General features: G+C 48.9%; 8 protein-coding genes and 1 pseudogene. 1 reads left to right on the forward strand and 8 read right to left on the reverse strand.

Going from position 1 to position 14,972, the window contains the following annotated elements; translation table 11 throughout:
* Positions 1-455 precede the first annotated feature (455 nt).
* The 8 genes from GFH31_RS03270 to GFH31_RS03305 form a co-directional block, all read right to left on the reverse strand.
* On the reverse strand, positions 456-3,533 hold the full coding sequence (locus GFH31_RS03270; protein ID WP_153498227.1) for a DUF4906 domain-containing protein: 3,078 nt from the start codon (positions 3,531-3,533) through the stop codon (positions 456-458).
* Between the two features lie 16 nt (positions 3,534-3,549).
* Positions 3,550-4,722: a hypothetical protein gene (locus GFH31_RS03275; protein ID WP_118656000.1), complete on the reverse strand. Its 1,173-nt coding sequence runs from the start codon at positions 4,720-4,722 to the stop codon at positions 3,550-3,552.
* A gap of 21 nt (positions 4,723-4,743) precedes the next feature.
* Positions 4,744-5,811, reverse strand: a complete 1,068-nt coding sequence (locus GFH31_RS03280) for a FimB/Mfa2 family fimbrial subunit (protein WP_153498226.1) — start codon at positions 5,809-5,811, stop codon at positions 4,744-4,746.
* A gap of 230 nt (positions 5,812-6,041) precedes the next feature.
* On the reverse strand, positions 6,042-7,769 hold the full coding sequence (locus GFH31_RS03285) for an Mfa1 family fimbria major subunit (RefSeq protein ID WP_153498225.1): 1,728 nt from the start codon (positions 7,767-7,769) through the stop codon (positions 6,042-6,044).
* A 66-nt stretch (positions 7,770-7,835) separates the two neighbouring features.
* Entirely contained in the window at positions 7,836-9,263 is a 1,428-nt protein-coding gene (locus GFH31_RS03290) for a DUF3868 domain-containing protein (RefSeq protein WP_081032564.1), read from the reverse strand.
* Positions 9,264-9,277: 14 nt separating this feature from the next.
* On the reverse strand, positions 9,278-9,862 hold the full coding sequence (locus GFH31_RS03295) for a DUF3575 domain-containing protein (RefSeq protein ID WP_101573128.1): 585 nt from the start codon (positions 9,860-9,862) through the stop codon (positions 9,278-9,280).
* A gap of 1,187 nt (positions 9,863-11,049) precedes the next feature.
* A complete protein-coding gene (locus GFH31_RS03300; protein WP_172970794.1) occupies positions 11,050-12,303 on the reverse strand; it encodes a site-specific integrase in 1,254 nt (417 codons plus the stop codon).
* Positions 12,304-13,716: 1,413 nt separating this feature from the next.
* Positions 13,717-14,118, reverse strand: coding sequence for a hypothetical protein (locus GFH31_RS03305; RefSeq protein WP_172970789.1), 402 nt, complete (start codon positions 14,116-14,118; stop codon positions 13,717-13,719).
* Here GFH31_RS03305 and traN point away from each other — a divergent pair.
* Positions 14,092-14,970, forward strand: a pseudogene (gene traN, locus GFH31_RS03310) (conjugative transposon protein TraN). The gene GFH31_RS03305 and the pseudogene traN overlap by 27 nt on opposite strands.
* The last annotated feature ends 2 nt before the right edge of the window (positions 14,971-14,972 follow it).

Below are 14,972 nucleotides of genomic sequence, written 5' to 3' on the forward strand. Positions count from 1 at the left end.
ACACAGGACACGTAATTGGGAATGCAATCCCCGCCCGGCCGTTTATTTCCGACCTTTCTTCCCACGTTTCACCCTTTTAATTAACGCTTCAGTCAGACTGTCGAGGTAGGGTTTCAGAACTCCGTGCCGCTGGTTCATCTTGATATTACCGGCTTCCTCAGGACTCATTTGATACCGTTGCGTTCCTGCATCAAATGGCGATGGTAGGTACTGACATAACGGGAAAATCCGTTGAGAGTCCCCCCGCACTGCCGGCATATCTCGATATAGGAGAGGTCGGTGGCTGCGTACAATTCAGTGTCGGATGATATTTTGCTTCCATCTCCAGCTTGCACTCTCTTGTCCGGTTACATTTGTTCTCTTTTAAGGCTGCTCCGATTTTATTCTACTTTTCCCGTTGATACACAATTTACTTACATCACCGCTAATCGTCAAATTTGATTCTTCTCCCATGATTATGGATCTACTACGCAACGCACAAAGCAAGCATCCGAACCTCCGGATCTAATTAGGTTGTCCGTACTGATAAAATTGAAATCAAATGAAAAATAGTTGATATCCCATCCCAGGCTGGCACCATCCGTCGGCGTAAAGTAGTCTTTAGGAATCTCCGCGTTTAACCAATAGATGGCTCCCGGTCGTTTGTATATGTCGTAAAACAACGGACGATCTTTAGGATCTGGATATAATTTTGTTCGGCCGCCAGCATATCTTAATACTCCATTGAGGATTTCAGGATCTCCCCAACTGGCAGTATAGCTTTGTTTTCTGTGTCCGTAGCCGGAGGCGCCAATGGGGAAGAACAGATTTTTGCCCGTATCGCTGTTATACGCGAAACAGCCTCTCATTCCACGTCCAGACGTACTGTGTTCATAGTCATAGCCGTAAGCATCTACGATATCATCGGCCGTTTCCGTGGCATCATCTCCGTACAATACACCGTATCCCTGCTCTACATTATCCGCCCTCAATTCCCAAAAGTCTGCGGCTGTAGCCACCCTGGCATTCGCCATTTGAGGAGCACCGAACTTATTGTCCTTACCAAGATTAGTAATGGTTGTCCACTCCATTTTGACTCCAGTTCCTGCATTGGTAAAGCCATCTTCAGGATATACTTTGAAATCTTCCGGCGTGACATTTATCCACGGTTCAAATGGGTTTTTATTGCTCAATGCGTCTATCGGCTGATTCCAATTTCCGAATTTGAACAGCGACCCTTCGTCCAACGGAGTGGAAGCCAGGTCGGTCGAAGTCTTCATATTCTTGGCATACCACTTCACGCCGCCTGTAACCAAATCGTCAGGCTTGTCACCTTGCCGTATGAAAATCAGATGCTGGCAGGTATAATTGTGATATTCCACGCGGATAATAGCGTAACGGTTCTCTGTCGAACTCCCGGAGAAATCCACGCTGAAGTCAATCTCGCTGCCGGTTTTACCATATATGGCTTTTCCATATTCCGGATCATCCTTTAACTCTGTTTTGTCCGATGTTACCGACAGGGTGATTCCATCTCCGTTATATCTCTTGATGACATAGGCTTTCCATGGGCCTTCGGATTGGAATGTCTTGAATATTTGGTCATTCTCTCTCGGCAATCGCTTCAACACGACATGAAACGACTTATTATTTTCGGAAGATCGATATATGCCCTTCGGATTCACGACACGACGTACCTGGTATATCGGAACTTCATTATAAAAGCACTCATCCAATCCTTCCAGCTTAGTTGTAATCTCGACTCTCGCCAATCTCTGATATGCCACGTAAGGATTGTTTCCGGTGTATCCGGTCGTTGATATCATCTGCTTGGCGCACGTGTACATAGGAATATATATGTTGTATGTATTCTCTTCCGTAGGATGTTTCTCTACACGGTATTTATCGTCCGATTCAGAACCGGCAGTCGTAAAATCTTCGGATATTTTACCGTCGGGCAAAGTAAAATCTTTATATTCACGTTCTCCTCGTTTAGGAACAGTATTGTAGTATTGCTCATTTGTTCCGATTTTATCTGCATATAGGACCGTTTCCGTTGTTTTATGTAATGACAGGAAACCGTTCCACGGTGCGTCAACACCATTCAGAGCACCCGTATAATAAATATCGCTGCTGGCGTTATGGGGCGCCCAATTGTTTTCCTTGATTTCCGCTTTTATGTACTCTATCTTTCGACCGCCAGTATTCACCTTAATGGGATACATCATGGAATGGTTGTACAGGTATGAGATATAATAGGGCTCAGGAGTCATCACGCCCGGCTCCGGCTCCTCGTACTCGATATGCCAGTCCGCCTCGTTCGCGAAGTTTTTGAATTTCAATGTCAGCTTGTAGTGGCAGTTGCGCTTGGCGTTATAATCATGTATCACGTCCTGTCCCAGCATGAAACGATAAATGATGTGCCCGTTACCCAATCGCTCGGAATTGTTGGAGATGTAGTGCGCATGTACCTCAATGTATGTACCGTAAGGTACGTTATCTTTTAGGCGGTAATCAGGGTATTTATCCGGCTTGTTCGGCAATCCGGGGAAATCCAATATCCCGTTACCGTCTGAATCCTGCCTCTTGTCAGGCATACTACTACCCGCTCCCTGTATATTCTCGTAAAAGTATAGTGCGGGAGCTGTTTCATCGTGAGAACCGAAATGGGGACTACCTACCGTGACACGATGGTCTGCACAGCCTTCCCCGTATTCAAAATCCTCTGTTATATCTCCTTCATGATAAGTAATGATTTCTCCATCAATCATATCAGGCCCGGTCTCTGGTACATCCAAGGTGTACCCCTCTTTTCCCACATTATTTTCCTTTCCCAAATAGCATTGCAAAGGAATATCTTTAATCTGCACGGATTGGAGATAGATAAACACTCCTTCTTTCAATGCGCTACCGTCGTATGCCACGGTCACTTTAGAAGCCGCACGGCGTAGCCACGCGTGGAGTTTTATGCTTTTTTCATTTACTACAAGAGACTCGTCGTCCGCCGATAGAGCAGGAACGGAGCTTTTAGTGAAAAAGCCAATCATCTGGCCATTGTTGGTCACGTTTTCGGAGTCCCATGTGAGGGGAATACTTTTGAGCTCGTCTATCGTTTGTATGGCATCAGAATAGGCCGTATTTGTAAGCAGGTCTGGGATGTTCGCCACGGCATACATATAATATTTGCCGAAGTTGATTTCCTCCGGCAGCTTGAAAGTGGCGCGTTTGGTACTTGTTTCCGCACTGTTCCCGTTTTCAGCATTCGTATCATCACGTTTTTCATCGGACACGGAATATTCTTCTATCTCCCAACTGTTTATTAACTTCTTTGTACTGTGATCATACAACAATATATGCAAGCTATTGATACCCTTTAATGCATCTCCGGCAGCCCGTGTCCGGCTCAGTGCCGAGGACATGGGTTTGAAGTCCAGCGTGGCAGATATACTTGCCTTGCCTTCACCTATGGTTTCTTCCTTCATAAATTCGTCATAACAACCTGTAACGGTTGAAATCATCAGGAAGAGAACGGTATGTCGTACAAAATGCTTCATATACTTATTTATTGTTTTATAATCCGAATTCCGGTTCAAGGATTACCTCGCTATATGGAATCACATCCACTATGATTTCATTACTATTATACATTGTTATATCCACCACGACATGGGTGTTGCGGAAAAGTGCCTTCAAGTTGGGTAACTTGCAGACGAAAGGTTCATCCCTTCCGGTTATCTTGATTGTCAGGGTGTACTCCTGCTCGCCGTCTGTTGCTCCCGCTTTGGGGCTTTTGCTTTCGGGCAGGTAGAAAACGGGAATATTCTTCGCCACACCCGGTTTCGAGTTATCGGGGTTGTCTATATCCACTGTCGGTTTTCCAACGGTAACCGTCCCGTGGGTATAGGTGATTGCCTTATCCGCTTGTGCCGGCAGTTCGTAGTCTTTCAGCCAGCCGGCGGCTTCCGTGACGGCGTAATCGTCATTTTCGGACGAGGCGTCGGAAACCTCCTTCAACCAATCTATCCAAGTTTTTCCGTTGAAAAGTTGCTCGTTTTGTTCGCTGTCATTGACATGCGCCATCAGAAAGTTCTTGTCGGCATGGCTCGCTATGGTGAAATTGTCCACAATTACTTCCTCTCCACGCCAGTTCATAAAGTTCACCATGAATTTGGTGGCGACACGTACCACGTAGAACGTCCCGTCGAAATTCCCTTTTTCAGGAAAATCTATCTCGTACATGGAAGACATCGGGATGGGTTTTCCGCCCGAATAGTCCGGAGCGAAATAGAGGTTGTTCACCGCGGCTTCAAAGCCGGGCATTCCTTCTGTATAACTGTTGAAGAAAGCGGTCAGCGTTTGATTTTCACCCTCTACAGTTACACCTTCTACCGTGGACACGCTCTCTTCATTGGCGAAGAGGAATATCTTCTTCTTTTCGTTCGGTGTTACCTTGAGTAAGATGGTTTTCTGTGCCTGCGCACCCTCCAGCGAAAAGTGGCGGTTATGTTCCACCGTTCCGTCAGCCGCATGTAGTACAACCACGCGTACACTGTTCATCTTCTCGTTGTCGGGCAGTTCTGCCGTACTCGCCCTTGTTTGTCCTATGGTGGCGATATTCAGATACAGGGCAGCTTCCGTAACGTTGTCCGGCAAGGATTCTTCCTGACTGCTGCACGCCACCATAAAAAGCAATGCGAATGCCGTCAGGCAGATTACAATGCTATGTATAATGTTCGGTTTCATCAGTCCAACCCTTCTTCCTGATTATTCAATTTCAATGTTACTCGGCACCACACGCCAAGAGTGAATCAGTATGTAGCTGTTGATCCACTGGTTGTCCTCGTCAAGGAAGAATGTCATCACATAGTCGTCCTCGCGGTCCAGGAACTCCTGGTCGGTCATCGAACGGTTGTACTCTTCCTCGTAATAGTCCTTTGCCAACAGCGCATAGTCTATCACCGGGATGCGGGCCACCGTTTCGCCGTCTTCTTTGCCGGCGATGGTCAGAAACATCTTCTCACGATGTGTTTCCATCATACGTCCCACGGTCAGGTCGGCGATGGCCCCCTTTACTTGGATGACGGCACGGGTATCATCTTTTCCTACGCCAGCCTCGCCGTTCTGCGTTTTCCAAGGACGGTAGGTAATGTTCTCGTCTTCCATCAATTCATTGTCATGAGCCATCAAACCGTTCTCGTCCTCTATACGGAAGACGAATTGATTCACATCCACATCCTCTCCCGAAAGGTGATGCAGTATGACGCGGACATGATTGGTGTTCTTGGTCAGGCACATGGTGTAATCGTAACTGCCCCCGTCATCGTTCGAGGGCAGCGACACATCCAAAGTGCCATGAAAGAGCCGGTAAAGCCTTTCTTTGCTGTATGCGCCGGACTCGTCGTACTTACGGTTCAGGGCACACTGCAACTGCTTCATACGGGTCTCGCCGACACGGGCTTCGGGTACGGAGAAAGACTCTTCACGCTCGCCATCGTTCCGGAGACCGCACCATGCCAACAGTCGATAATCGCCGGCGGGCAGGTCGAGCGACATCGAGTAGTTCTCCGCCGTAGTCGGATCTATCTGTTCTTCACGCTGCCATACCAGTACACCCGATTTGTCGAAGGCATACAGGTGAACTGATGAAACCTCGTTTGCGAAAGCATCAGCCCACTTCAAGTTCTTATCGTAACGGAATTTGAGCCGGTAATATACCGAACAGTCGCCTTCTTCCTCGTAGAACCATCTGTCGCAGGACGGAAGAGCCGACAGGCAGACTGACGCCACGCAGACCTTGGCTGCCAAATTCCTTATCATTGCCCGTATATCCATATCGTTTACTCTTTCTTGATATTTATATATTGTGTGCGGAATTTCCGCATCCGGATTTTCTCGTCAAATGGGATACCTGTCTTGCGTTCAGGTCTCCGATGCCGCACCTCCCTTGTGTACCGGTGGGCGGGTACTGTATTCGTTATTCTGTTTAATTAATATGTGTGGGAGACGGGAGCCGCCTCCCACACTGTATGTATCAGGAACGCCTTCGGGCGTCCGGGTTCATATTACCACTTCAACTCATAGTTGTTCTCGACAATGCGCCAAGACAGGATATCGATTTCAGCAGCGATGTAGTGGTCATTGTCTTCGGGCTTCTCGGGATAAATTACCTGGTCGGGATCGTAAACAGGGGTGCCGAGACCGGCGATCTTAGTCACGGTTGTTTTATATATGTGATTGCGAACTATACCTTTGGTAGCCGTTTCGTTAGTTTGATTAGCTTCTTTATGATGAATAATCTCATAGTAATAGTAGGTCATACCGGACTTCCAGACCAGAGCCCTGTCAACTATATCCTTGTCTGCAAGTTTGCCGTTAATGACATCGGATGAAACAGTTGCCGTCACGGCGGTGTTTGAAGAAGTGTACCACTTCTTCGCTTTTGCGACATCTGTCAACTGGGCATATACATAGCAGTTGCGCGCTTTTCCATCGCTTGGCTCGGATGTTGCCTGTCCCACGATTACAATCTTAAGATCGCTGGCACTAAGCCCTGTACGTGTCGTGTTGTCTCCCGAATAGTAAGTATATCCACCGGCTGTCAATTGATTGAGAATACTTGCCTTCAATACGGGGAGGTTTGAAGACTCGGTCGTAGAATATGTGTCGGCAGAATAGATACCCAAGTGTCTTATAATAGTGAAAGGCGTTGTACCGTCTGCCTTACAAAGAGTCCCCTTGAGGATAACCTTGGTGCGGTTGATAGAGGAACTCGCATAATCCAAAGCATTCTCATTGGTGTACAATGAAGTGCTAAAGGCATTATTGATAGTGTTGTTGTAAGTATCATAGTCGTTCGCGGCATCCTCAGAATTGATGGCCCAGAAACTGCGGTGTGTGCCGTTCCACCAACTACTTGTCCATGTGGGATCAATAGCCTTGACCAATCTGCCCTCATCGGTTTCGGCGGTCAGGCTCCAACCGTTGAGTTTCAGGTAAACCTGTTCTCCACCTACTGGTACTTTGAGGTCATTACCATCCTTATCTTTCAGTGCAAGTTTGTCACTGCCGGCAGCACTTACAGCAGAACCCAGGGCAACGCTGACCTTGGCCACGCTACGCTCGACATAGATTGTGACGGGGTTGGCCTTGGCAAGGGCTTCAGTCTTCTGTAGATGGTCAGACTCGATAGGGACAGCACATACCTCTGCGCTATTTTCCCCATATACGGAATTGAACATCACGAATTTGCCTTTTGTGGTCAGACCGGTGGCGGCATAATCGGCGGCAACAGCCTTCAGATTGGTAAGGCTCATTGATGTGTTACCCAAAAGGACATTACCATCATCATCTCTGGGAGGATTCAGCACAGCCGCAATTCTCTGCGGAAGTCTGTCTCCGTCCTTGGTACTGATGACAATCGTGGCCTTGAGTTTACTTCCGATATCATCGTTGCCATTTCCGTCAGGAAACGTCTGATCCGCATCAGTGGGTTCCCAGTCATAGAAGTTTACATAGCTGCCGTTTAAAAGTTTAACGTTAGCAACGGCGCCGTTCGCGGTGAAAAAATAAAAACGGACTTTTTCAACATCGTTTTCGGCTTCACTTCCATCCTCGTAACCGGCAGCGGCACGAGTACCTGTCACATCAGAGGACATCAGGTTTACGGCCATATAGCTGGTATTGGCCTCACCGTTACCGTTGTCCTCGCCGCCAGGAGTAATCTCCTCCTGTGAGCATCCTGCCATAAACAGGGCTGCCAGCATGGACATGAATAAAAAATTTCTTTTCATTGTCGATAAATTAAAATGTTTGAAAATATTGTTCCTTATCTCTTGGTTTATCCTGTCTATTTGAGGTCATTGCAATCTTTCGTTCAGTTCGTCGAGCGTCCTGCCGGCCTTTTCAAATCCCATCTCTTTCGCCTTGCTCAGGTACCGGCGTGCCGTGTTATAATCTTTCTTGCGTATGGCTAATGCGCCCCGTGCATAGACAGCCTCGGCGGAGTCGCCTGCCTTGTCGAGATACCTATGTGCCGTTTCAAAATCATCGCGCCGGATAGCGGCATTGGCGGCATTGAGGTTTGCAATCTCATCGTTCGGGAACATACGCACGGCTGTTTCAAAGACATCGGTAAACTCATCCGTGCCTGGCTCATACTTTCCGGCAACGAGGTAGAACTCATTCTGACTTAGCTTCTGCGGCTGCTCAGCCATAATGCGCTTTATCTCTTCCACTTCGCTGAACGTGCGTATGGCGTAGTCTATGCGGTAGTCCGTATGGCGCAACGCCGGATAGAAATGTTGCAGCATGAAGCGGTATTCTTCCGGGTAAGTGCGCTTGATCTTTGCCTCCTTGGCATCCGGTTCCATGTCGCTGTCTATCAAAGCCAGAATCTCCCCGCGATGGTTAATGTTCGATTGTTCCACCTGACGGCGCAGGCCCGCCCAGTCTTCCGGTTCGTAGTCTGTCCGGATGATACTGTCTGCAAAGTGGTACAGCTGCCCGATGTGCTTTTTAAGTGCGGCTGTACGCCCGATGGCCAGCTCCGTGTTGTGCTTGTAGGGACTTTCCGGCGAAGCGAAACCTTTCAGCCACACGGAAGTGATGGAGACATCCTTGTCGTTGCGTACGGAGTCGATAGTCGCCTGTATCTTGCCCAATTCGACCGTATTGCGACGGTAATCGGGATAAATCGCCGTTTGGTCGACCGGGAAGTCTATGTATGCCGATCCGGATAACGAACGACTTTTCATGATTTCCGCTTCGGGTTGCACAAATATCAATTCCGGGAAGAAAGCTTCTCGATGACGCCCCAATACGCCTTCGTATTCCGCCAATATCTCGTGACAACACCCCCAATCGCTGCGGTGGAATTTAAGCGTTGCCCCGTCCATCCAGTCTTCGTACTCCGTAAGGTTATTGTATGCCAGACTGTTCGGTTTGCCCGACGCGCGATAAACCGTTTCATTTTCACCTGAGATACTGCCTATGCCGTTCCGTACGTAATAGTAATACCGCCTGCGCCCGTAAATTCCCACCGAGGGCAGGTCAAGAGAATCCGTCCCGTTGACCAAACGCGGCGTGAGCAGCACGGCACGGTTGGCATCCACATCAAGTTTGTTTATATCCAAATTTATCTCCACGGCAAGGTATTTTCCCTCTCGATTCATGTTGGAATTTTCGACGGAAACACCAGGTATGACAGTATCGGTATTTTGTCCTACCGCTTCTGGCAAATGTCCCAATCCCAACAGGATTACCGGTATGAGTATTGTTCTTTTCATGTTAGTTGCATTTTTTAGAATAGATAAACCAGGTTGATGGCCGCTTTGGTGGGGCCCATGTAGTGGTGGGGCTTGTCCGTTTCCACCTTTTTGCCGCATCCGCTACACCGATACCTGTCATAGCGGGTATAAGAGTAGCCCAAACCGATTTCCGTTTCCAGATTCCAATGGCGGCCAAGGATAAAGGCGTAGCCGTATGATACGCCCGCACCGATAAACCAGCCTTGATAGCGGGTATCTTTCAGCTTCCGGAAGTCAGTGCCCAACATATTGATTTTCCCGTCGAATCCGCCGATGTTGTACTGTCCGCCATGTAAATGCGCACCGAAAAAGTGTCCGCCGAAGCGGTCGCATAGCCAATAGCGAACTTCCGGCTGCACTGCCCAGTGCTTCCACCGCCTGTCATGCGAAAGCGTCCATCCGTTGAACTGTCCGCTCACGTCCAATGTCCACCTGGGGGCGAATCCTACTTCAACACCCAGATTCGGGCTGAAAAAAGCATCGGAAAGCAGGTTGGTTTTCACCGCCACCTTCTGCGCATAGAGTTCCTGCGAGACACAGGAAACGACTATCGTAAACAATAAAAGCGCGCGTTTCATTTTCTATCTTCTATTTATCGTTTTACCATATCATTTATTCAAATATCTAACTACGATGCTTCAGTCCAGGCAATAAAAAGCGGCAATACAGACGGACACGGCAACTCCATGGTCTGGCATGTATCGTTGATAGGTATGATGATAGACACCTCCGGAAAGCGGCGGGAGTCAATTGATACAAAGAACGCCTTCGTTCCGGCGTACAAAGCATTGCCGGCACAAATCGCATTCTCTAAACACCGGTACGGACCCTCTCCCGAGAACCGTACGACATGCGGTGTCTTTCCCGAACTATATCGGAAACTGGCATCCCCACCATGCAAGCCGGTGGATTCGAAAAAAAACTGTGATTTTTTTATAAAAAGACCATAGATACCGGTAACCGATCGGTATCCGATGACAGCACTCTCCGTACGATAGATCGGCCTTGACGCCGACTGTTGGGCGCGAAGGAGATTGAAAGCCCCTGCACCTATGAAACACAGGCAGAGAGTAAGACACAGCATATACAGCCTTTTCTCCATATACGGGTTTCGTTTTGTGTTAAAAACTAACCGGTTATGGTGCCGTGTGCCGCAATCTAACAAAGGCCCGCAGAGGGACTGTACAACGATTCGCTATGTTTAGCGAAAAACCAGAAACAATTGCTGTGTATAATGCGCTTATACACAGCCTGAAATATCACGGACAATGTTTTACCGGAACGCAATCGCATTTCCGGGTAAATGATACGAGACATAATGCATTGGTTATAACCAGACTGCGGGAGACCGGCAAATATCGAAACGGTAAAACAATGCGCTGCAAGACGGCGCGGAGATGTACGAAAAAAAGCGTTCCAGACCGCTTACTGTGCGGTTTGTGGAGGGATCGGTTGCATGGCGATAATAGGTCCGAATAGGACACGATGCGGTAAAACAATCGGGGACGCGGTAAAACGGACGGACTTATCAAGAAAACTCCGTACCCGGACTATCCTGATTTACTGTTCTTATATTTTTTTTGCATAAAACGCAGATAATGTATATTTTTGTATCATAAAATGAAGACCAGTCCGGTTTTGTCTGTTTGTTGGCAGCAAGGATACGAAATCAGACAAGATTCGCTAAACATAGCGATTTTACTTTGGTTTTTCGCTAAACATAGCGAATCGCATGCTTAGGGCGGTTTCCCCCGTTCCCTCTTTTTCAATACAGCTTCGTGACTTTTTCGTTGATCCGGTCCACCGTGCCGCTGTCGAGTTGCGCCAGGTAGCATCGCGTCGTCCGTTCCGAGGTGTGGCCCAGGCCTTCGCTGATATGCGGCATCGGGACGCCCATGCCCCGGGCCTCGGTCGCCCACGTATGCCGGGCCACGTTGAAGGTCAGCCGGCGGCAGCCCACGCTCCGCGAGACTTTCTTCAGTTGTGTGATATAGTATTGCAGGGCCATGCGGTAAAAGGTATATAGTTTTCCGGGCGGCATGTCGCCAGCCATCTCTTCGTTTCTGAATGCCGAGCGGATCATGCCCCGCCCCATGCAGGGAAGCGCCCACGGGGAGGCGGGATCGTCGTAGCGGGAGATGATCTCCTGCAGTTGCGGCGTAAGGGCCACGCTGAACGGCTGGTGCGTCTTCTGCCGCTCGTAGTGCAGCGTGCCGCCACGGATATTCTCCTTACGCAGATAGCATATATCGACGAAAGACATGCCCCGTGCGTAGAAACTGAACAGGAACATATCGCGAGCCTCGTTCAGTTCGCGGTCCCCGAAATCACTGGTGGCGAGGATACGCAGCAGACTGCGGTTGACGGCCAGTTTCGGGGTTCGGGCGGGCTTGAACGACACGTTCGGAAACGGGTCCCGGTGGATGGGGGCGCAGCCGTACACGCGGGCGCGGTTGTAGAGTGCATGCAGGGTCCTCAGATAGAATGTTACCGTATTGCGCTTGCGGCCCCGGCTTTCGAGGTAGGCCGCAAAGGCGGAGACCGTACCGCCGTCGAGCTGCGAAAAGCGCCATTGGCGGTGGGCCGCGAACTTGACCCACGCGCTCCGGAGCGAGCGGTACGAGCGGGCCGTGCCGAAGCGTCCAGCATTTTCGAGTTCGCGGGCAACATGCTCTGCGAAGATCTCCACGTAGCGGTTGTCGCCGCCGAGCTTATACGTTCCAGTGATGTCCGATACCGTGTAAGGTTTGCCGGTCTCGTGAAGGCGGTCGGCGATGGCTCGCAGTTGCCGGATATACTCTTCGATGCACTCATTCGCATCGCGGATCAAGGTGAGGTGGGCTTTGCCGCGGTTCGTAGCCACGGCACGCCCTCTCCGGGCGTCGAACTCTTCGGGGCGCAGGCGGTAAGGGGTGGTCAGGATGCTGCGGCGGCGGTTGTGGATCACCTGGACGATAAGCGCACGGCGCCCCGCCGAGTCTGGTCGGTAGTTGAGCCTGGGGGTAATGGAGGTTTTCATTGCGTTGTGCTTTGATCGGTTTATAAACTCTTGCGATAAACACCGGTAAAGCACACCCGAAAGCATAAGTGCAGGTGTTCCCACTACGGCCCTTCGAATGGAAGCATCGGGAATTCTGCATGATGGTATTTGTAGTTTTCCATTTTTTCTCTGTTTCCTTGCGGCATTACCCGTGTCTGAAATGATACATAAGGGCCCCAAGATACGCTTATTTGTCTGTTTGTCGACATGCAACGGAGGGTCTGACATCTGCGGCCGTCTTCTTCCGGACAATCGAACGGCCCCAGAAGAATCGTTTTCGAACGGGAATCGGTAAAAAAGGTAATTTGCCGGGCAAGGTACATACTGCAAGTTGTCACTGTTTCCAATAATCCGACACCATTTAATAACGCTATTTCAGATGATTGCGTTAAAGTGCCAGCCGGATCGCTCACCGACTATCAGACTGCCGGGGAGAGGATTTGGGTCACATAGAGGTTATAACGGACCACATACCCTTGCTAACCGAATAGCCTGAAACACGAAGACCTGGGACGCATAGGGATGCATTTTACCCTTGTGTTTCGGTTTTGCTACATATGGTGAATTCATAAAAAAGTCCATAACTTACTGATGACAGCATAATTATGGACTATATGATTTAGCTAAAAGATGCTTACTCACTACTTGTGAGGATTATAATCAAGGAGATTATGGTAAGAAATACAGATGTCATGCTGATTCTTACAATCAAATTGTCATTAACTACGATAGAAATATTATATAAATGCACAGCTTGTGATTTTTGAAAAGACTCTAAAGCTTGTGTTGGAGAATTACAAAACGATGGCATTCCGGTTTGGAATAAATCTTACTATGAACGCATAAAGATTCCCTTTGACAATACGAAATGTAAAAATTACATTTTAGTCCCTGTTTGCTTCGGCACATGCAGTCAACATTCTTATTCTGGGAATTTTGATGCAAACAAATGTAATCCATCGGAGAAAATTAAAATTTTAAAAGAGGATTTGTATAAAGGTATGTATGAATACATTTTAAATTATACAAAAGCCACACAATAACTTCTTACTTAGTTTGACATTAAAAACGTAAAATCATGAAAACTATTCAAAAACTCAAGAAGCTTCAGCTTACCTCCGATGAACTCTCCAAATTAAAGGGGGTATTGTAGAATTTAGAATCAGCATGTATTCCGACGTTGATAAAAATAAAGCTTATCACAGTGTTCCTGCGCTCCTGCGGAAATAACAAAACAAGTCCTCTGGTTGTAGTTGTAAATAAAGATAAATAAAAAAAGTTATTGTGTAGCTTTTATTACTATATGAATACTAACAATAAACGGATCAATTTGCTAAAACCCTCTGTATTTACGAGGTGATAATTAAGCCCCGAGTAACATTTACCTTAATTCTATTTCCCCAGCACGGGAATCTGCACCTTTCCTTCGTCCCAGTCGCTGACCGTAACGGTAATTTCAGAGGATGTGACGTCGATGTGGATCGGAATTATCACCTCTTTACCGCAGTGATAATCGATCCGTTCGCCGTACCGGGCCAGGTAGTCGGACAAAGAAATCTCTGCGATCGTCTCTTCTTCCGATCGCAAGGCCATCGAGTCGGTAAAGCGTTCCCCGAAAGCGGTTATTTCCCGCAGAAACACTCCCGTAGGGTCGAACAGCAGGGAGGCCATATGTCCGACCTCTTCATGCGTCGTGTTATTTCCCTTTTTATCGGTGTACCGGTATTCCACCACGAGGGTCGGTTTGGGATTGATCTCGATGTCGGTATCCTTTTTCAGCGAGCAGCCGCACACTTTGCGGAAGCACCGGCACAGGATACCGTCCGCACGTTTTCACAGCGGCAGGTCGTGGAGCCCTGCCGGGTGGAGGTCGCTTTCAGCAAAACGCTCCACATCCTTTTCCCCTCGGAGGCGGTCTATGTCGATCTGGGGAGTCTCGACCTGATCGCGGACAAGGCGGACGGGGCGCGGAACGTCGTGCGCGTCAAAGCCGCGAAACAGGGCTTCGAGGGAGAGACGAACTTTTCGGTCATCACGGCCGACGGATGCTTCTACTCTTTCACGGCGGTCTATTCCGAAAATCCTTCCCGGCTCAACATCGAGATGGAGGACTGACTGCACAAAGATCCCTACTCGGATTTTGCGAACCGGCAGACGTACATACGTCTCGACGAACTCGCCGGGGAGACGCCCCTTACGGTCAACCGGATCATGTACACGATTCTCAGGCGGAACGCTCGGGACATCCGAAGCGTCGGCAGCAAGCGTTTCGGAATGGAGGTACTGCTGCGCGGAGTCTACGTGCACGGCGATCTGTTCTATCTGCACGTGCTGATGCGGAACCGTTCGAAGGTGGCTTTCGACATCGACTACATACGCTTTAAGGTCTGCGACCGGAAAACGGCACGCCGGACGGCCGTGCAGGAGACCTTCGTGAACCCGGTACGGGTATTCGACGAGATCACGCGCGTGGATGCGGAGGCTATGGTAAGGAACGTATTCGTGTTCCGCAAGTTTACGATTCCGGACGATAAGGTGCTGGTCATGGAGGTTTACGAGCGGGGCGGCGGACGTCACCAGCATTTCGAAATCGAAAACGTCCGTTTGGTCGGAGCGCGCGAGATGGATGAACTGAAAATCGAATAGGC

Origin of the sequence: Alistipes sp. dk3624, from assembly GCF_009557455.1 — a bacterium.
Taxonomy (GTDB): domain Bacteria; phylum Bacteroidota; class Bacteroidia; order Bacteroidales; family Rikenellaceae; genus Alistipes_A; species Alistipes_A hominis.